The following is a 19,195-nucleotide window of genomic DNA, read 5'->3' as shown; positions in this document are numbered from 1 at the left end:
AGGGTCGTGAATCCGGTCGTGACCGGGTTCACGACCGGGCCCGGACCGCCCGCGGGGGCGCGGGCACCGGGGACGGTGTCGGGCACGGTGTCGGGAGCCCGGCGTAGCCTGGTCGCAGGCACCGTCGCCCTCCCCGACCCCGTGACCAGGAGCGGACGCGCATGCTTCTCCGACTCGTCCGGCAGTACACCGGCCGCTACCGGCGCTGGGTCCTGGCCGTCCTCCTCCTGCAGCTCGTCGCCACGGTCGCCGCCCTGCTGCTGCCCAGCCTCAACGCCCGGATCATCGACGAGGGCGTCACGCGCGGGGACACCGCCCTGATCCTGCGCGTCGGGGAGGTCATGCTCGTCGTCGCGCTCGTCCAGGTGGCCGCGGCCGTGACCGCCGTGTACTGCGCCGCCCGCGCGGCGATGGGCACCGGGCGGGACCTCCGCCGGGCCGTGTACCGGCGCGTCAGCTCCTTCGGCGCGCGCGAAGTCAACGGCTTCGGCGCGCCGTCCCTGATCACCCGGGGCACGAACGACGTCCAGCAGATCCAGATGCTGGTGCTGATGACGCTGAACTTCATGGTGGCGGCGCCCATCATGAGCGTCGGGGGGATCGTCATGGCCCTGCGCGAGGACGCGGGCCTGTCCTGGCTGGTGTGGGTCTCCGTGCCCGTGCTGGGGGTCGCCGTGGGCTCGCTGGCCGCACGGCTCATGCCCCTGTTCCGGCTCATGCAGGGCCGGATCGACCGCGTCAACGCCGTGCTCCGCGAGCAGATCATCGGCATCCGCGTGGTACGGGCCTTCGTGCGGGAGGACCACGAGCGGGACCGCTTCGCGGCCGCCAACCGGGACCTCACCGACGTCTCCGTGCGCATCGGCTCGCTGTTCGTGCTGATGTTCCCCCTGATCACCATGATCCTGCACCTGGCCACGGCCGCGGTCCTGTGGTTCGGCGGCCTCCGGGTGGACGCCGGCCAGATCCAGGTGGGCTCCCTCACGGCGTTCCTGCAGTACCTCCTGCAGATCCTCATGGCCGTCATGATGGGCACCTTCATGGTCATGATGGTGCCCCGCGCGCTGGTGTGCGCGGAGCGGATCACGGAGGTCCTGGACACCGAGCCGGGACTGCGCGAGCCCGGCGCCCCGGTCGTGCCGGGGGTCCGTCGCGGACTCGTCGAGCTGGCGGACGTCACGTTCTCCTACCCCGGTGCGGAGTCACCGGTCCTCGACGGCGTGAGCCTGCGGGCCGAGCCCGGCCGCACGACCGCCGTCGTCGGCGCCACGGGCTCGGGCAAGTCGACCCTGCTGAACCTGGTCCCCCGGCTGCTGGACCCCACGGGCGGGACCGTCGCGCTCGACGGCGTGCCCCTCCCCCGGCTCGCCCACGAGCAGATCGCCGCCCGCGTGGCCATGGTCCCCCAGCGGGCCTTCCTGTTCTCCGGGACCGTGGCCTCGAACCTGCGGCTGGGCCGGCCCGGCGCCTCGGACGAGGAGCTGTGGGCCGCGCTGCGGACGGCCCAGGCGGAGGAGTTCGTGCGGCGGATGCCCGGCGCCCTCGAGGCCCCGATCGCCCAGGGCGGCACCGACGTCTCGGGCGGGCAGCGCCAGCGGCTGTGCATCGCCCGCGCGCTCGTGGCCCGCCCGGCGGTGTACCTGTTCGACGACTCGTTCTCCGCCCTGGACGTCAGCACCGACGCCCGGCTGCGCGCGGCCCTCCGGCCCGAGACCCGTGACGCCACGGTGATCGTGGTGGCCCAGCGCGTGTCCACCGTCCGCGACGCGGACCAGATCCTGGTCCTCGAGGCGGGGCGGATCACGGCCCGCGGCACCCACGAGGAGCTGCTGGCCTCCTCGGGGACCTACCGGGAGATCGTGGCGTCCCAGCTCAGCGCCGAGGAGATGGCCTGATGGCGGCGCAGGAGACCCCGCCCCGGAGGGCCCAGCACTTCTGGCGCTCGGCGCGACGGCTGGTCGGCCTGCTCCGCCCGCACCGGCCCATGCTGGCCGTCGTCGTCGCGTCCGGCGTGGTGTCCGTGGTGCTCACCGTGTGGGCGCCCCTGGTGCTGGGCCGCGCCATGGACGTCATCTTCACCGGCGTGGTCGGCCGGGCCATGCCCGCGGGGGCGTCCAAGGAGGAGGTGGCGCAGGGGCTGCGGGACCGGGGCGAGACGAACCTGGCGGACATGGTCTCGGCGATGGACCTCGTCCCCGGCGCCGGCATCGACTTCGCGGCACTGGCACGGTTCATCGTGGCGGTCCTGGGGATGTACCTCGTGGCCTCCCTGCTCATGTGGGCGCAGGGCTGGCTGCTCAACCGGATCGTCATGCGGGTGGTCCACGACCTGCGCGGCGCGGTGGAGGCCAAGCTGAACCGGCTCCCCCTGGGCTTCTTCGACACCCGGCAGCGCGGCGACGTGCTCTCCCGGGTGACCAACGACATCGACAACGTCCAGACGGCGCTCCAGCAGTCCTTCACGCAGCTGGTCCAGTCCCTCCTGACCGTCGTGGGCATCGTGGTCATGATGTTCGTGGTCTCCTGGCAGCTGGCCCTCGTGGCCCTCGTGGCCCTCCCCCTCTCCGCCGCGGCGGCAGGGTTCATCGGGGTCCGGGCGCAGCGGCTGTTCACCGAGCAGTGGCGGGCCACCGGCGCGCTCAACGGGCACATCGAGGAGTCCTTCTCGGGCCACGAGCTGATCACGCTGTTCGGCCGCGAGGCCGAGATGGGCGAGCGCTTCGACGAGCGCAACGAGCAGCTCTACCGGGCGTCGTTCGGGGCGCAGTTCGTCTCCGGCACGATCATGCCGGTCATGCAGTTCGTCACCTACCTCACCTACGTGGGCATCGCCGTGCTGGGCGGGCTGCGCGTGGCGTCGGGGCAGCTCAGCCTGGGCGCGGCCACGGCCTTCATCCAGTACTCCCGCGAGTTCACGCAGCCGCTGGCCCACATGGCGGGCATGGCCAACAGCCTCCAGTCCGGGGTGGCCTCCGCGGAGCGGGCCTTCGAGCTGCTCGACGCCCAGGAGCAGCGGCCCGACACCGCCCGGGCGCACCTGCCCGGGCGCCCCCGGGGGCACGTGCGCTTCGAGGCGGTGGACTTCGCCTACGACCCGGCGGAGCCGCTCATCCGGGACCTCTCGCTGGAGGCCCGTCCCGGCCAGACGGTGGCGATCGTGGGACCCACCGGAGCGGGCAAGACCACCCTGGTCAACCTCGTGCTGCGCTTCTACGAGCTCGACGCCGGGCGGATCACCCTGGACGGGGTGGACATCACGGACCTGTCCCGCGCCGAGCTGCGCTCCGCGGCGGGGATGGTCCTGCAGGACGCCTGGCTGTTCGGCGGCAGCATCCGGGAGAACATCCGCTACGGCCGCCTCGACGCCACGGACGAGGAGGTGCTCGACGCCGCGCGGGCCACGTACGTGGACCGGTTCGTCCGCACCCTCCCGCAGGGCTACGACACGGTGGTCGACGAGGAGGGCAGCAACGTGTCCGCCGGCGAGAAACAGCTCATCACGATCGCCCGGGCCTTCCTGGCGGGCCCGTCCCTGCTGATCCTCGACGAGGCCACCTCCTCGGTGGACACCCGCACCGAGCTGCTCGTGCAGAAGGCCATGGCCGCGCTGCGCAGCGACCGCACCTCCTTCGTGATCGCCCACCGGCTCTCCACGGTCCGGGACGCGGATATCATCCTGGTGATGGAGGAGGGCCGGATCGTCGAGCAGGGCACCCACGAGGAGCTCCTCGCGGCGCGCGGCGCCTACGCCGCCCTGTACCGGGACCAGTTCCACGCCCCCTCCACCGCGGACGCGCCCGACGACGCGCCCGAGCCCGCCCCCACCGGCGTCCCCGCCGGCGCCGACCACGACTCCCAGGAGACCCCCGCCCATGACACCCCGTGAGCTCTACGGCCGCCTCGCCCTCGCGGAGGCCGTGACCTGGACGCTGCTGATCCTCGGCATGGTCCTCAAGTACAGCGGGACCTCTGAGGCCTTCGTCCCCGTCTTCGGCATGCTCCACGGTGTCGTGTTCCTCAGCTACTGCGTGGTGACGTGCTTCGTGTGGGTGAACCAGAGGTGGTCCGCGGGCATGGGCCTGCGGGGCCTGGCCAGCGCGTTCGTCCCGTACGCCACCATCCCCTTCGAGCGCCGGGCCGGGCGCGCCGGCCGCCTCGCCGGCGGCTGGCGGCTGGCACCGGGCCGGGAGCGCCCCGTCACCGTGCTGGAGAAGCTCCAGGCCTGGTCCCTGCGCAGCCCCCTCCTGGCGGTCCTCGCCGGGGTGGGCGTCGTCGCCGTCCTGGCCTCCGTGCTGCTGTACCTGGGACCGCCCGTCCCCCGGGGCTGAGCGGGCGCCCCGTCCGGCGGGCCGGGCGCGGCCCACCGGGGGCCCGGTATAGCGTGGAGGGCGGACGGCCCCGCCGACCGCCGGTGGCGCCACCGAGGAGGAACCCCGTGACCAATTTCGCCAATGTCGAGCGCCGGCACCTGGCCGCGCTCTTCCGCCGAGTGGGCCCCGAGGCCCCCACGCTGTGCGAGGGCTGGACCGCCCGCGAGCTGGCCGTGCACCTCGTGCTGCGCGACGGCCGCCCCGACGTCCTGGCCGGGAAGGCCCTGCCGCAGCTGCCCGTGCTGGGCGAACGTGCCCGCCGCTCCGAGCAGACCCTCGCCGGGCTCCCGTGGGAGGAGCTGGTGAAGAAGGTCGAGCGGCCGCCGCTGTACTCCCCCGCCCGCCTGGGCCCGGTGGACAAGCGGATGAACACCGCGGAGTTCTTCGTCCACCACGAGGACGTGCGCCGCGCCCAGCCCGCGTGGCACCGGCGCCCGCTGCTGCACGACGAGGAGAAGGACCTCTGGAGCAGCCTGACCCTGATGGCCAAGGTCCTGCTCAAGGACGAGGACGACTCCCTGGTCCTCATCGCCCCGGGCCACGGCGCGGTGCGCGGGGGCCGCGGGAAGTCCGGGACCGTGCGCGTGCTGCGCGGGACGCCCAGCGAGCTGCTGCTGTGGGCCTACGGCCGCCGCGAGCCGGCCGAGGTCGAGGAGACGGTCGAGTAGTCCCGGGCCCCACGACGGAGGGGAGCACGCTCGGCGTGCTCCCCTCCTCGCCTTCCCGGGACCATCCGGGACCGTCCGGGTCCGGTCAGCGGAACAGGTCCGCCCGCACCCCCATGATGATCCGGTCGCCGGGTCGCGCGGTGCGCATGTAGCGGGCCACCTCGTGCTCGTGCAGCGAGATGCAGCCCGCCGTGGGCACCTTGTTGGCGTGCAGGAAGATCGCGAAGCCGTTGCCCTGCACGATGGACGAGTCCGGCGGACGGTTGTAGTTGATCACCACGCCCAGGCGGTAGTCGCCGGACTGCGCGAAGTACCACATGTTCTCGTCCGGCCAGGTGTACCCGGTGGACTCGAAGTACTTGTTGTAGAGCGTGCCCAGCCGCCCGCCCCAGCGGGAGCTCGGGTTGAGCTGGCGGTAGGACAGCGCCGTGCCCGGGTTGTACACGCCGAAGGACTCCGTCACCGAGTAGGAGCCCTGGGGCGAGTAGAGGTACTGGGTGTGCCCCGAGGGCACCCCCGGCTTCTTGAACCCGCTCGCGCCCACGCGCGACGACGTGCGCCACTCCTCCACGTAGCTGCCGCCGATCCGCACGCAGTTGATGAAGGTGGAGGCGGACTGCCCGTAGCCCTCGGCGATCGTCAGGGACACCCGGGCGGCGTTGTGGGTGGGCTGGACCGAGCGGCCGTTGTTGAGGTTCTGGCACTCGCCCCGGAACAGGTAGCTCTTGACGCCCCCGGAGGCGGTCCACGCCATCAGGCCGTTGCGGAACTTCTGGTGCGCCGTGGGGGTGCCCTCGCCGACCTCGTCCGTGGTGGGGTAGCCGTAGGCGCCGCGCTCGTAGCTCGCGGACGCCCACGTGCGGCCGATCGCCCCAGCGGTGTTGACGGTGCGCGCGCCGGTGGCGGAGCTCCAGTAGATCGTGCGGGTCCGGGCGAAGCCCTGCCGGCAGCCGCCGCCGGCCATCCCGCAGATCTCGTCGGTGACCGGGTAGCCGTGGGAACCCCGCTCGTACTGTGCCCCGGCCCACTTGCGCCCGACCGGGCTGGAGATGTTGACGGTGTGGGCGCCGGTGCCGGAGCTCCAGTAGATCGTGCGGGTCCGGGCGAAGCCCTGCCGGCACCCGCCGCCGGCCATCCCGCAGATCTCGTCGGTGACCGGGTAGCCGTGGGAACCGCGCTCGTACAGGGCCCCGGCCCACTTCGCCCCGATCGGCCCGGCGATGCGCACCGTGTGCGCGTCCGTGGCGGAGCTCCAGTAGATGGTCCGCCCGGTCGCGAAGCCCTGCCGGCAGCCGCCGCCGGCCATCCCGCAGATCTCGTCGGTGACCGGGTAGCCGTGGGAACCGCGCTCGTACAGGGCCCCGGCCCACTTGCGCCCGACCGGGCTGGAGGTGTTGACGGTGTGGGCGCCGGTGGCCGGGCTCCAGTAGACGGTGCGGGTCCGGGCGAAGCCCTGCCGGCAGCCGCCGCCGGCCATCCCGCAGATCTCGTCCGTGACGGGCCAGCCGAAAGCTGCGAGGCCGCCGTCCGCGGTCCACTCCCGACCGATCGCGCCCCGGAGGTGCAGGTAGTGGGCGCCGTGGGCCTGGGACCAGAGCACCACACCGTTCTCGTGCGGCCACTCCCATCCCCCGTTCCAGGGGCGCGGGTCCGCGGTGGCGGCGCCCGTCCGGTCGTCCCGGGCGGCGGCGGCGTCGAGGGCGGCGCGGACGTCGGCAGGAATCGCCACGTCGGCAGCGGCGGCGCGGCCGGACACGTCCTCGGCCGGCCGGGCGGACGGTGCCGCCGTGGGCTCCGCACCGGGCGTGGCAGTGGGATCGGCGGTGGGATCAGCGGTGGCTGCCGCGGTGGGCTCCGGGGTCGGATCGGCAGTGGCTGCCGCGGTGGGCTCCGCGGTCGGATCGGCAGTGGCTGCCGCGGTGGGCTCCGCGGTCGGATCGGCAGTGGCTGCCGCGGTGGGCTCCGCGGTCGTCGGCCTGGCCGTCGGCGTCGCGGCCGGGGCCGACGGCGCCGTCCGCGCGGCGTCCGCGCTGTCGTCGATGGTCGCGTCGGCGGTCGCGCCGGAGTCCCCCTCCGGCGTGCGCGTCACGGTGAGCACGGCCCTGGCCTCGGCCCCGGAGGGGTCGGCCACGACGTAGGCGATCTCGGCGGAGTCGATGTCAGCGGAGTCGATCTCGGCGGGGCCCTCCGTTCCGGAGAGGTCGAGGGCGAGGACGGGGTGCTCGGGCAGCTCCCAGCCCTCCGGCAGGGCGGCCGGGTCGGTGCCGGGGCCCACCACGCGCAGGCTCCCGACGTCGGTGGCGAGCTGCTCCCGCGGCTCGTCGGTCGCGGGGTCCACGAGCAGCAGACGCGCCGCGGCGGGGTCGCCGAGCCCGTCGTTGGCGAGGACGTCCACGACCAAGGCCTCCTGGCCCTCCGCCGCGGTCAGCTCGTCGTCCTGCGGTGAGAGCGCGGCAGGGCCCTGCGTCGTCGTGGACGCCGCCGGGGCGGTCCCCGTGGGGGAGGTGAGGTCGGTCGGTGCCGCGACGGCGCCGGGGGACCCGGTGAGCACGACGGCGAGGCAGGCCGCGAGCGCGGCGGGGAGGCGCAGTGCTGAGATCTTCATGGTGGTCCCTTGCTGGCGGTTCAGGCCGTGAACTCGACGAAGTGGTTGGGGGTGCTGTTGTCGAAGACGCGAACGGCCAGGTCGGCGCCGGCCGGTGCGCTGAACGCGACGTCGAGGGAGGCCGACCCGCCGGGGGCGATGGTCGGGAAGGTCTCCATCCGCACGCCCAGCGACTCGTCGAAGGCGGGCAGGGCGGGGTCGCCGCCGTCCACGTGCACGGCCACGGGGAAGGACCAGGGCACCGCGTCGACCGGCGCGGAGCCCGTGTTCGTCAGCGTGACGGTGAAGACCTGCACCGGGGTTCCGGGGGCGGCGCGGACCGCGCGCTCCCCCGCCGTGGCAGGGCGGGGTCCCTCGACGACGGCCTCCAGCCCGTTCCCGAGGGGCTGGGTCGCGCCGAAGCGGGCGGCCGCGTCGCGGGTCGCGGTGTCGTCGTAGGGCGCCACGTCGTTGCCCGACGGTGCCGGCGTCGACGTGGCGACCGGACCGGGGGCCGGCTCGCTCGAGGGGGCCTCGCTCGCCGGGGCAGTGGACGTGGCGGTCGACGTCGTCGCGGACGTGGCCGCGGATGTCGTGGCGGCGGAGGGTGCGGGCTCCCCCGCACAGCCGGCCAGGAGGAGCGCCAGCAGCGCCGCACCCAGGGGGGCCAGGCGGCGGGCGGGCGGGGCGCGGAACGGGTCGGTCATGGAGGCTCCTCGTGGGGGTCCCGGGGGCGGACCCGATCGGCCCGGCGCCCCGTGGACCGCGGAGCCGCGCCGATCGTTGGGATCAACCTACACGCGGTCTTTGCGATTGTGATCACAGTGACGGCGTGTGGCGCGGGACGCCGTGCGGCCTCCTGGTCGTCGCCCGGGGCAGGAGCCCGTCAGGACGGGCAGGGCCGCAGGGACAGCCCCTGCTTGAGGGCGTCTGCGGAGGTCGCGCTGCTGTTGATCCGCCAGTCGACCTCCTTGTTCAGGTGGAACCACACGAGGGCCGTGACGTCGGGCTGGGCCGCCAGGTACGCCACGAGCCGGCGGTTCCACTCCGCCTTGGAGCCGCCGGCCTCGGCGGACGCCGTCTCCGCCACGAGGACCGGCTTGCCGGGGGCGATCCGGCGCAGCTCGGTCAGGCCCTCGCCGAGCAGCTGCTCCGGCGCGGTCCAGGTGCTCCAGGACTGGGAGGCGCCCCAGTTGTAGCCGTCCAGGGCGACCGCGTCGACGTAGTCGGCGCCGGGATAGAGGCCGTCGAGCGGGGTGGAGCCCCAGTAGGGGACATTGGGGTTCCAGACCCAGGTGACGTTGCCGGCCCCCTCGGCGACGAGCACGTCGTGGACGTGGCGCCACGCCGCCGCGTAGTCACCGGCCTCGTTGCCGTTGAGCCCCTCCGCCCACGGGTACCAGTTGCCGTTCATCTCGTGGCCGAAGCGCAGCATGACGGGATGGCCCCACGCGGCCAGGTCACGGCCCCAGCGCCGCAGGTGCTCGTCGTGGTCGCCGGCCGTGATCCGGTCCAGGGAGTAGGCGGGCTGCTCGGTGCCCCCGCCCCATGTCCACGGCTCCCACGTCAGCAGGGTGGTGGCCCCGCGGGAGCGCACCGCGTCGAGCTCGGCGATCGGCGGGGCCTGCTGGAAGTCCTTGTAGGACAGCACGATCGAGGGCGCCTCCCCCGCCAGGGACCCGACCGCCGCCAGCTCGGCCGAGGCCATCGGGCCTCCCGCGGTGCCCACGCCGAAGCGCAGGGGGCAGGACCTCACCTGCGGCGCGGTGGTCGTGACGGGCTTCTTCTTCTGCCCGGCGGCCGACGGCAGGCCCGCGGTGGGAGCCACCGCGTGGGCCGGGGGGACGGCGCCCAGCAGCAGGGTCGTGGCGACGACCGCCGCGGACAGCACGAGACGAGGGGATCGGGACACGGGGGCGCTCCTGCAGCCGGGGCCCGCTGCGACCGGCGGGCGGGAGTGGGGGGCCGGGCTCGGGGACCCGGGATCGCCGGCTCAAGCTAGCACCGGGAAGACCGCCCCGGGGAGGAGGCGGGGCACCCGTCGTCATACAGCGAGGTGGCGCGCCTGTGGCGCGCGTCATGGAACGGGACGCAGGCGCCGGCCGAACACCCCGGGCCGGCCCTCCCCGAGTCGCCACGGACCGCCCCTTCTGCACGGGGCAGCGCCCCGTCCGGCGAGGGACGGGGCGCTGCCGATCCGAGGCCCGCAGCCGGTCAGGCCGGCGCGGAGGACCTCAGTTCTTGGCGTAGTACTTCTTGTCCTTCTCGTCCTCGTCCTCGTCGTCGTCCTTGTCCTCGTCCTTGTCGTCCCACTTGGTGCCCTTGTCCTCCTCGTCGCAGTCCTCGTCGCCGTCCTTGTCCTTGTCGTGCCAGGCCCAGGCGTTCTTCTCGTGCTCCTCCTCCTCGTCGTCCTTGCCGTTGTTGTCCTTGTCGCCGTCCTCGTGCTTGTCGTCCCAGCGGCTGCCCTTGTCCTCCTCGTCGCAGTCCTCGTCGCCGTCCTTGTCCTTGTCGTGCCAGACCCACACGTACTTCTTGTGCTCGTCCTTCTTCTTGTCGTGCTCGTCCTTGCCGTTGTCGTCGTCGTCCTTGTCGTCGTCCTTGCCGTTGTCGTCGTCGTCCTTGTCCCAGGCCTTGTCGTGGTCGTGCTTGTGGTGCGCTTTCTTGTGCTTCTTGTCCTTCTTGTCGTCCTCGTCCTTGTAGCGGTCCTTGTGCTCGTCATCGCCACCGTGGTGCTTGTGCCAGTCGTCGTGGTCATGCCACTTGTCGTGGTCCTCGCAGTACCAGAGCTCGTGGCCGTCCTCGTCATGCTTGACCCACTTGTAGTGCCGCTTGTCGTCGTGGCGGTGGGATTTGCTATGGTTATTATCACGACCGTGGTCGTGGTCGTCACCGTTGCCACCTGCGAGCGCGGGAGTGGCGAGCGAGCCCCCTAGGAGGACGCCCGCGATGGCGGTGCTGGCGAGGGTTTTGCGCAGAGAGTTCACGATGGCTCCTGTGAGACAGGGCATGGCTATAAAAGGACCATGCGGAGTGATGGGATTCTGCACGACCTGCGAGCAGGTCGACCTGTGAGAGGTGCCTTCACCGTAGAAGTGCCCGTTCGCGCGGTTCAAGACTGCGAACGGAGGACCATGAGTCACAGTTGCATCACGCCGCGCCTCCGCGTTCGCGAACACCATCGAGGCCCTCGCCGGCTCTAGGGCCCCTCCCCCGCTGCTCAGGGAACCTCAGAACCCTGCCATGCCGCGAAAATCGCGGCATTACCGAACAGTCAGTAACCAGAGCGCCCCCTGCGGCACCACCACGGAGCCTCGTCCATCGACGAGTGCACATGAGAACCGATGTTAACTCTCGCACCGGTCGTGTGACGTCTGCAGAGGGTGGTCGACACCAGGAGAGGCCGAGAACGTTCGCTCGTTCCCGCGCGCCGCCGACCTTCCAGAAGCCCAGCCAATGGCTGGACACGGGTCTCTTCTCAGATCCATCTCTCCGCCGGCACTCGTGTGGACGCAGAAGGTGCGAGGCGCTTCCGCACCCAGCCGGTCACGAACGCGACCAGTCCCTCCAGAGGACCTTTGCCCACGGACCGTCTCCACAGCACGGCGAAACCGATGAACAGTCCCACCTGGATGGCGAGGGAGACCACAGAACGGTACCCGTCCAGAAGGTCCACGGCCTCTATGACGATGTGCGCGGAGTAGAGGGTCAAGGTCATGGTGCCCATGAGGGAGAGAGGCAGCAGGAGCGGTCTTGCATACTTCGCCGCGAGCAGCCCGCTGCCCACGATCGCGAGTGCTGTCCCCAGTGTGTGAAGGATGTGCAGCGGAGTCGTCGAATAGGGCGCGAGTATGGCCAGCCACCACCAGGTCGTGGTGGGAAGAGCAGGATCGGGTCCGAAGACGAGAATGTCCGCAACCTCCCGTTCGTTCGACCCGGGAGTCGACCGGACGAGCTGGTCGAAGCCGCCCCCGGGGCCCAGGAGCACCGCTGAGATCGCCCACCCCGTCACCGCCAGAACTCCACCCCCGAGCAGCAGCATGAGCGCAGCTCTTCGGGACATCAGTCGCGGCAGGCGACCGACGGCCATCCCGACGCAGATGTAGGCCATCCAGGGAAGCGCAGGATAACCACCTGTCAACAGCATGTCCTCGATGAATCGTCCGGGATGGGCCAGGACGCCGCCGAAGGTGTAGTCGGGCACCTGCACCTGCTGCAGATCGTCCCGATAGCGCACGACCTGCATGAGAACCGGGCAAACGATCGTGCTGACGAGGGCCGTGACGAGCAGCCAACGCGTTCGGAGACCGATCAGGGGTACTGCAAGGAAGAACATTATTCCGTAGTAGGTGAGGATGACGAGGTTGGAGGATTCCATGTATCCCAGGAGAAGACCGAAGACGACGATGAGCAGCGCACGGACGATCAGCGCTGCACGGGCCGCCAGCAGATTCCTGCCCGTCAGCCGGCGCTCCGCCCCGGACAGGAACGCGATGGAGATGCCGGCCAGCAGCGCGAATAGTGCTGCTGCTCGACCGGCGAGAACCAGCCAGGTCAGTGACGGTGCGCCGTGGACTGTGGCGGGAAGGACGTGGACAGCCATGATCCCGATCAGCGCGATGCCCCGAACGGCGTCCACCCCGACCACACGAGCCTTCGCTTGCAACGGATCAACGGAAGGAACAGCCACTTCTGCGCTGGAGGATGCCGGCGCTCCCGCCGCACCCCTACGGCGCTCGTTGTTGCGCCTGAGCCCGGTCACGGGTGGGCTTCACCATCCGGATCAACACTTGCCGCCGCCGGGGACTCGGTGGCGACGACCAGAAGCCGCGAATCAGGTCCGAGGCCGAGGTGCTGCCTGACCGGCTCGGCGAACGGTCCTTTCAAGCCCGCCAGCAGCCCGGCAAGACCGGCTGCGCCGCTGGGACCGGTCTCCACCCCGCAGGAGCCCATCTCGGCCACCGCGGCCAGGCTCCATCCGTCCTCGATGGCGACACAACAGCTGACGCCGGCGATCAGTTGCGGCAAGGCCGTCAGGGACACCGTCCCGCACTGCAGGACTGCCATGGCTGTCGACCTGTTCGCGCTGACGGATTCTGGTTCTCCCGCAGCCAGAGCGGCGAGAACGCATGCAGCATTTTCCGGCTCGGCGACAACGACACGTGTCGATCTCGACGAGCAGATCTGTCGCGCCCAGACAGTGGCCGCCGATGCCAGACCGCCGACGCCCGCCTGAATGCCAATGGCGTCAATGTTCTCCTGGCCCATGGCCGACAGCTGGGTCTCGACCTCGAGGAACGGAGTCGTGTACCCGGCCGTCACCAGTTGAGGGAGAGTGTCAGAGATCGAGCGTGCCGTATCACTGACGAGGAGCCGACCGTCCTGATCGGCAGCTTCCCCCGCTGCGTCCACTGCGGCGTCGTAGTTCCCGTCGACCACCACCAGTTCTGCGCCCTCCTCCTGGATGGCCCGGCAGCGTCCGGGCGACACAAAATCTGGCACATAGATGCGTGCCCCGAGGCCGAACCAGCGGGCGACACGGGCGACGGCCCTGCCATGGTTGCCATCAGTGGCCGCCACGAGAGTCAGCGGGCACGCTGGCGAGGCCCAGGCCCTCAGCATGGCCGGGGTGAGGTCACCGTCCTGGATCGGGCCCAGTTCGCGGCGGAGGGCCGCGTAGGTGGCCCAGGACGCACCCAGCACCTTGAACGCGGGGAGTCCGAACCGTGACGTCTCGTCTTTCACGACGACGCTTCCGACGCCGAGGAGGGAGGCCAGACCCGGTGCCTCGACGAGGCGAGTGACGGCGTACCCCGGTAGCCGACGGTGAAAGTCGATGGGGTGGTCGGCGTCGAGGTATTCCTGGGCCTGCACGGGCTGGTTGAGAAGGATGCGCACGGCCGGTCAGCCCCTCACGGTGGGGAGGGCTGAGCCGGCGCTGCCCACGGCTTGCGCGGGGTTGCCGATCCACGTGGCTCCGCTCTCGATCGCCTCGCCCTTCATCACGAACGAGTTCTGCCCGACGACGACGAAGTCTCCCATCGACACGTCGTAGTGCAGGTTGGCGGCGCAGTCGAGGGTGCAGCCCATGCCCATGTTCACCCGCCCCGACTTGAAGACTCCCTCTTCGAGAGAGTGGGGTTGGATGACGATGTGCGAGTTGAGATTGGTGTGGTCACCGATGGTGATCAGGGTGTATTCGTCGAAGTAGGCGCCGTCGTCGAACACCATCTTCCCCAGGTGGACTCCTTCCATGCGGGAGAACATGTTCTTGATCGGTGTGCCGGCGAACAGCGGAGCGATGAACCACAGTGTGGTGAGCTTCCAGACCCGCTCGTGGAACCAGAAGTAGGGATCGAGAAGCGGGACGATCTTGGGTTCCAGCTGTCCGAACCTGAGCACGCCCCGTTCGACGACCCACATCCACAGCACGGTGCAGAGCACCAGCAGCCCGCTGACGGCATAAACACCGAGGATCCCTGCAATCGGATAAGCCGCGATGGCCGAGATCACCCCCGTGGTCAGGATCAGGGAGGCGACCCAGGCATTGAGCAGGTACAGCACTGCGCTGCCGAAGTTGTACCGGTTCTTGGCATGCAGCAGGCGCTGCCGGGTGGGCTCGTCGATCTGGGACATCCGAAGGTCTCTCGCGGTGGCACGGGGGATCTCGAACGCGGGAGAGCCGAGGAGTCCGGTGTCCGTGCGCACGGGCCCGTAGATGGGGGTGAGTGCTTTGGTGCCTATGAGGACGTTCTCGCCGACCACCGAGTTGCTCGGAAGGTGCAGGTAGTTGCCCAGATAGTTCCGCTCCCCCACTTTCACGGTTCCGAGTTTGAAGGCGTCGCTGGACATCGTCTCGTTGACGAACTTGATGCCCCCGGAGACCATCGTGCCGGAGCCGACATCGACCATGAAAGGGTTCTCGTGCTTCTGGGTGATTCCGAAGTTGGACCCAGTCTGGATGACCTTGTTGAGCCGGTAGCCCACCCACCGCAGGTAGTACACGATGGCCGAGCTGTCCCCGAACAGACGGTTGTTGAAGACGGAGTTGCTGGTGCGGCTGATCATCTGCTGGATGAAGTAGTGGAAGCCGTAGAGCACATAGGTGCGCTCCTCGCGCAGGAACAGGTTGAGGATCCGAGGGACGATTCCGATGATGAGGAGCCTGAGCACGGTAAGACCCGCGAACAGGATCAGCGACAGGACGGTGGCCGAGATCACGTGGGTCAGGAGATGCACGTCGTGGGCGAGCAGTTCGTTCTCCCACTGGACGATCCTGCTCCACAGCTCAGGAGCTCCGTGGAGGATGAGGACCATCGGCACCGCTGCGAGGGCGAAGCCGAAGATCAGGAAACCCAGCGCGTAGGTCCAGCGACGCAGCGCGCCGCATCGCCTGGCATCGATCGCGCAGTAGTCGACAGTCGTCTCGACGGCGGGGCTGCCGTGGAAGTGCTTGCCCTCAGGAATCCTCTGCCCCTCGTGCAAGGACGAGGCGAAGGCCAGCTGCGTGCGGTCCTCCATGACGGTGTTGATGTCGACCACCCCCGCCTCACCGACGAAGGCGTTCGAGCCGATGTCGATGGATCCGATGTAGATACGGTTGGACCGGGCTTTGTATCCCTGGACGACCGTGTCCTTCTCGATGATGGTGTGCGACCCGATCGCCAGGAGATCCGTGGTCACGGGGATCATCCGGCACTGGATCACCGTGTTGGCGCCGATCTTGGCTCCGAGGAGCCGCAGGTACAGATTGCGGATCGGGCCCCCGACCAGCGCCATGGGAGCAATGCGCGTGGACGTCTTGACGAACCAGAAGCGGAAATATCTCATGCTCCAGATCGGGATGACCTCCGCCTGCCAACGGCCTATCAGCAGCCACTTGAGCACGATCGGGATGATGCTGTAGAGGACGAAGATCGCCATTGAGTAGACGATCAGACGCAGATAGGTCTCCGCCAGGTTCGGTAGCGCCTCGTACGCCCAGACGATTCCCGTCACGAAGAGCCAGAGACTGACGAGCGACCACCCGACGTAGGTGAACACCTGAAGCGTTCCGCACAGACGGTAGTCGAAGCTCGACGGCCGGTAGAAATCCTCCTGGTTCGACCGTCCGTCCGGGGCGGATGGTGCTTCCCGCACCATCAGCTCGAGTCGCGACGCGAGGTCTTCGAGATTCGGGTGGAGGTAGATCTCGCGCATCGACACGGAGGCGAGGTTCATCCGCTTGCGTATCTCGGCCCCGAACCTTGCCATCAGCAGCGAGTGGGCCCCCAGATCCTTGAAGAAGTCGTCTGTGACGGAGACACGGTCGAGATTCATGACCTCCATGAGCGCGTCGGCCAGGATCTTCTCGGTCTCCGTCCGCGGCGGCGTGTATGTGCCGGTGGAGACGGCCAGGCGAGGACCTTTCGGCGCGGGCAGCGCCCTGCGGTCCGCCTTGAGGTTGCTCGTCATGGGGATGACCGGCAGCTCCTCCAGGTATCCCGGCACCATGTACGGAGGCAGCTGACGGCGCAGGTTCTCGGCGACCTCGGACAGCGCGGGTTCGGGCGCACCCTGCTTCCGGGTGTAGTAGGCGACGAGCTCCGTCGTGCCGGGCTCCGTCTCGTACGGGTTGACCACGGCCTGCCCCACCGAAGGATGCTGCGCGAGCACCGCCTCGATCTCGCCCAGCTCGATGCGGTATCCGCGGAGCTTGACCTGGGTGTCGATACGACCGTGGAACTCGAGCTCACCGTTCGCCCCGATGCGGCCGTAGTCACCGGTGCGGTAGATGCGGTGCGAGGGGTTGTTGGGCAGATCGAGAAAGTCCGGAATGAACTTCTGTTCCGTGAGCTCGTCCCTGTTGAGGTAGCCGACCGCCAGGCAGGGGCCTGCGATGCCGATCTCACCGATCTCGCCGGGTGACGCCTCAGCGGGGCGATCCTCGTCGAGGATCACGGCCGTGTAGGTGGGCAGTGGGACCCCGATGGTGACGGGGCTGTCGGGCTCGAGCACCCGCAGGGTCGAACTCACCGAGCATTCCGTGGGGCCATAAGCGTTCAAAATGCTTCGTCCTGGTCGGTGCCACCGGACAACGAGGTTGTGCGGAACGGCTTCACCGGACAACTGGATGATCCGGACGTCCGGCAGGTCGTCCTCGATCGTCGCCCACAGGGTCGGCACGCAGGGCAGCACCGTGACGCGCTGCTGGCTCAGGAAGGCGTGCAGGTCGGCGCCGAAAAGGCTCCCGCCGGACTTGCCGGCGACCAGGGTCGCGCCGGCGATCAACGGAGTCCACAGATCTTCGACGTGGAAGTCGAATGCAAGAGTCATGCCCTGATAGCAGCGGTCGTCCTGCCGGTAGCCGTAGAGTTCGCCGGCGACCTTGACGAAATTGCAGATTCCCGCATGCTCGATGGCCACGCCCTTGGGTTTTCCGGTCGTGCCCGACGTGTAGATGATGTAGAACAGCTGGTTTTCCCCGGCGGTGGGCCTCTCATGCTCCTCGAGACGGTGAGAGGGGTGTGCCTCGAGCTGATCTGCGATGACGTCCTGGTAGATGCGCAGGACCTGGAACTGCGCGAGCTTGGCATCATAGGCCGAAACGGAGATGATCGTCTCTATCCCTGCATCCTCGATGATGTAAGCGATCCGGTCTGCAGGAAAGCTCGGGTCCAGGGGGACGTAGGCGGCGCCGATCTTCATGATGGCCAGCAGCGCCACATAGCCGTGGGTCGACTTGTCGAACAGCACTCCGACCCTGTCGCCGGTCTTGAGACCCTGAGCCCGGAAGTACCTTGCCGTCCGATTCGCCCGCTCGTCGAGTTGCCGGAACGTCAGGGTCCCGCTCTCGGTGATCACGGCGGGATGGGCAGGGGGCACCTCGTCGCAGCGCTGTTCGAAGTAGTGCTCGAGTCGTTCACCCGGACGCCAGCGAACGGTGTTGTCCACACCTTCCCGGATGAGCACTGCGGATGAGCCGGCACTGCGTTTCAGGACGTCGCCGGGCTCCGAGGTCTCCCGTCCGTCGCGGGCGGGAGACGGCACATGCACTCTGCGATTCCGCACATTGCCATGGATCACCCGAGAGATCTCGACCATTTCCCATTCCCCTTTTCAAGGCACGGCCGACGGGAGCCGCCATTGAATACGCCCTCGGCGCATGGTCGTCCCGCAGACGTGCACTATGAGCCCCGTGGCCAGCCCCTTCAGGCCACAAACATCGGGCGAACGCGCCGGAGCCAACCGGGCCGCTTCTTGTAGAATTGCCCCGCGCGGGGAGATGGTCAAGGGAATGAGCACTAGCAAAAATGCGTGTGGAAATATTTCAGATATCTATTTTGATACCGTGTAGTTCATATAACGATCGCCTCACCGCGCCAAGGGGAACACCTTGAGTCCCCGGGGGCCCCGGACCCAACTCCCATGGCGCCCACGACCAGCCACGATGCCTGCCCGTGGTGCCAAAGGAACGCAGAGCACGGATTTCCCCGCCGCGATGTTCCCGGCCCGGAGCCTATGCGAACGGCCGCGCCCCGTATCGGGTCATGTCGCGAGCGACGGCCGCCCCTGCATTTCAGCAGGGATGCAAGAATGCGAAGATACGGCAGATCTTTTGGAGCGCCCGCTTTCTGAAGTATGAACAGCTCAGCAAGAGAAAACCTTGGCGGGACCGGATTTCCGTAATTCACAGACGATTTTCCATGTCGCAGTGCGGAAAGCAGGGATCAATGAACCACCCGATCGTAATTCCCTGGGGAAGGGGTTGTGCCAGGCAGTTCTCCCGCCCGGAGAGCCCTCTCGGAAAGCCTCCGGCGACCGTTGCCGGAAGGCTACAGAGCGGGCGTAGGGGACCCCTCAACGGTGGAGTCTTGTCCGGCCCCGCTGCGTGAAACCTTTGCCCCCAAGGGAAAGGCTTCCGGTACGGGGGAGGGCTTGACGTGCCCTGTGGGATGACGGAGCGGGGTCCTTCTGTGTGCTTTCTCTCCGCAATCCTGTCTTCCGGCTTGCCGCCCAGAGGTCTTCACGGAATCTTGAGGATCCTGCGACAGGGCCTTGACCTCCGTCGGAGAGCATCGAACCAGCACGGACCCCGGCAGCAGCGGACCCGAGAGGGAGATCATGAGTGAGGGATCGAGCATGGAGGCATCCGTCCTGGCCGGCGACACACGCGGTGCGCGCCAGGACAGGAAGCACCTGGTGGACATCGACGCGGCCGGTGGCCTGGCGCTGATCGGGCTGGTCTCCGCGCTCCTCCTGCCGTCCCTCGACGCCGAGAACCGCCACGGTCAGCCCTACCTGTGGGCCACGGTCCACCTCACTGTGGCGGCCCTGATGACGATGCTCTGGCGGCGAGCGCGACGCATGAGCCAGCCCGAGCGGGTGGCCGGTCCCACACCGGAGGACACCCGGCGGCCGCTGCCGGCGGCACCTCCCGGACCTCTCCCTCCCCCACCGCTCCCGAGACGGCAGGACGTGTCGTGGCCGGCCGCGACCGGAGCACCGGGATACCTGCCGTGCCTGCGCCGACGCTTCGCCTGGGAGTGGGCGCGCCCCGTGGCCGTTGCGGTCCCGCTGCGCGTTCCGCCGTCGGG

11 protein-coding genes are annotated in these 19,195 nt (G+C 69.3%); 4 read left to right on the top strand and 7 right to left on the bottom strand.

Annotated elements, in window-relative coordinates:
* Window positions 1-161: 161 nt before the first annotated feature.
* From IEW07_RS00150 to IEW07_RS00135, 4 genes are all read left to right on the top strand, one after another.
* The gene (locus IEW07_RS00150) at window positions 162-1,895 is read left to right on the top strand and encodes an ABC transporter ATP-binding protein (RefSeq protein WP_188533815.1); all 1,734 of its coding nucleotides are present in this window, start codon (window positions 162-164) and stop codon (window positions 1,893-1,895) included.
* Window positions 1,895-3,886, top strand: coding sequence for an ABC transporter ATP-binding protein (locus IEW07_RS00145; RefSeq protein ID WP_188533814.1), 1,992 nt, complete (start codon window positions 1,895-1,897; stop codon window positions 3,884-3,886). The genes IEW07_RS00150 and IEW07_RS00145 overlap by 1 nt, the downstream gene beginning before the upstream one ends.
* Complete coding sequence (locus IEW07_RS00140) at window positions 3,873-4,328, top strand: DUF3817 domain-containing protein (RefSeq protein WP_188533813.1); 456 nt, start codon at window positions 3,873-3,875, stop codon at window positions 4,326-4,328. Before IEW07_RS00145 ends, IEW07_RS00140 begins: the two co-directional genes overlap by 14 nt.
* A 107-nt stretch (window positions 4,329-4,435) precedes the next feature.
* Window positions 4,436-5,038, top strand: a complete 603-nt coding sequence (locus IEW07_RS00135) for a TIGR03085 family metal-binding protein (protein WP_188533812.1) — start codon at window positions 4,436-4,438, stop codon at window positions 5,036-5,038.
* Window positions 5,039-5,123: 85 nt separating this feature from the next.
* Here the strand turns inward: IEW07_RS00135 and IEW07_RS00130 are convergent, their stop codons facing one another.
* From IEW07_RS00130 to IEW07_RS00100, 7 genes are all read right to left on the bottom strand, one after another.
* Entirely contained in the window at window positions 5,124-7,643 is a 2,520-nt protein-coding gene (locus tag IEW07_RS00130) for a hypothetical protein (protein ID WP_188533811.1), read from the bottom strand.
* A gap of 20 nt (window positions 7,644-7,663) precedes the next feature.
* On the bottom strand, window positions 7,664-8,329 hold the full coding sequence (locus tag IEW07_RS00125) for a hypothetical protein (protein ID WP_188533810.1): 666 nt from the start codon (window positions 8,327-8,329) through the stop codon (window positions 7,664-7,666).
* Window positions 8,330-8,508: 179 nt separating this feature from the next.
* The gene (locus IEW07_RS00120; protein WP_229741451.1) at window positions 8,509-9,534 is read right to left on the bottom strand and encodes a glycoside hydrolase family 26 protein; all 1,026 of its coding nucleotides are present in this window, start codon (window positions 9,532-9,534) and stop codon (window positions 8,509-8,511) included.
* 322 nt (window positions 9,535-9,856) lie between these two features.
* Window positions 9,857-10,606, bottom strand: coding sequence for a hypothetical protein (locus tag IEW07_RS00115; protein ID WP_188533809.1), 750 nt, complete (start codon window positions 10,604-10,606; stop codon window positions 9,857-9,859).
* A 491-nt stretch (window positions 10,607-11,097) separates the two neighbouring features.
* Window positions 11,098-12,309: a heparan-alpha-glucosaminide N-acetyltransferase domain-containing protein gene (locus IEW07_RS00110; RefSeq protein WP_188533808.1), complete on the bottom strand. Its 1,212-nt coding sequence runs from the start codon at window positions 12,307-12,309 to the stop codon at window positions 11,098-11,100.
* Window positions 12,310-12,377: 68 nt separating this feature from the next.
* Complete coding sequence (locus IEW07_RS00105) at window positions 12,378-13,517, bottom strand: diaminopropionate ammonia-lyase (RefSeq protein ID WP_188533807.1); 1,140 nt, start codon at window positions 13,515-13,517, stop codon at window positions 12,378-12,380.
* Window positions 13,518-13,523: 6 nt separating this feature from the next.
* Window positions 13,524-17,702, bottom strand: coding sequence for a Pls/PosA family non-ribosomal peptide synthetase (locus IEW07_RS00100; RefSeq protein ID WP_188533806.1), 4,179 nt, complete (start codon window positions 17,700-17,702; stop codon window positions 13,524-13,526).
* Between the last annotated feature and the right edge of the window lie 1,493 nt (window positions 17,703-19,195).

It is taken from the genome of Kocuria dechangensis (assembly GCF_014636775.1).
Classification (GTDB): domain Bacteria; phylum Actinomycetota; class Actinomycetes; order Actinomycetales; family Micrococcaceae; genus Kocuria; species Kocuria dechangensis.
This window is presented reverse-complemented; position numbering and strand designations above follow the sequence as displayed.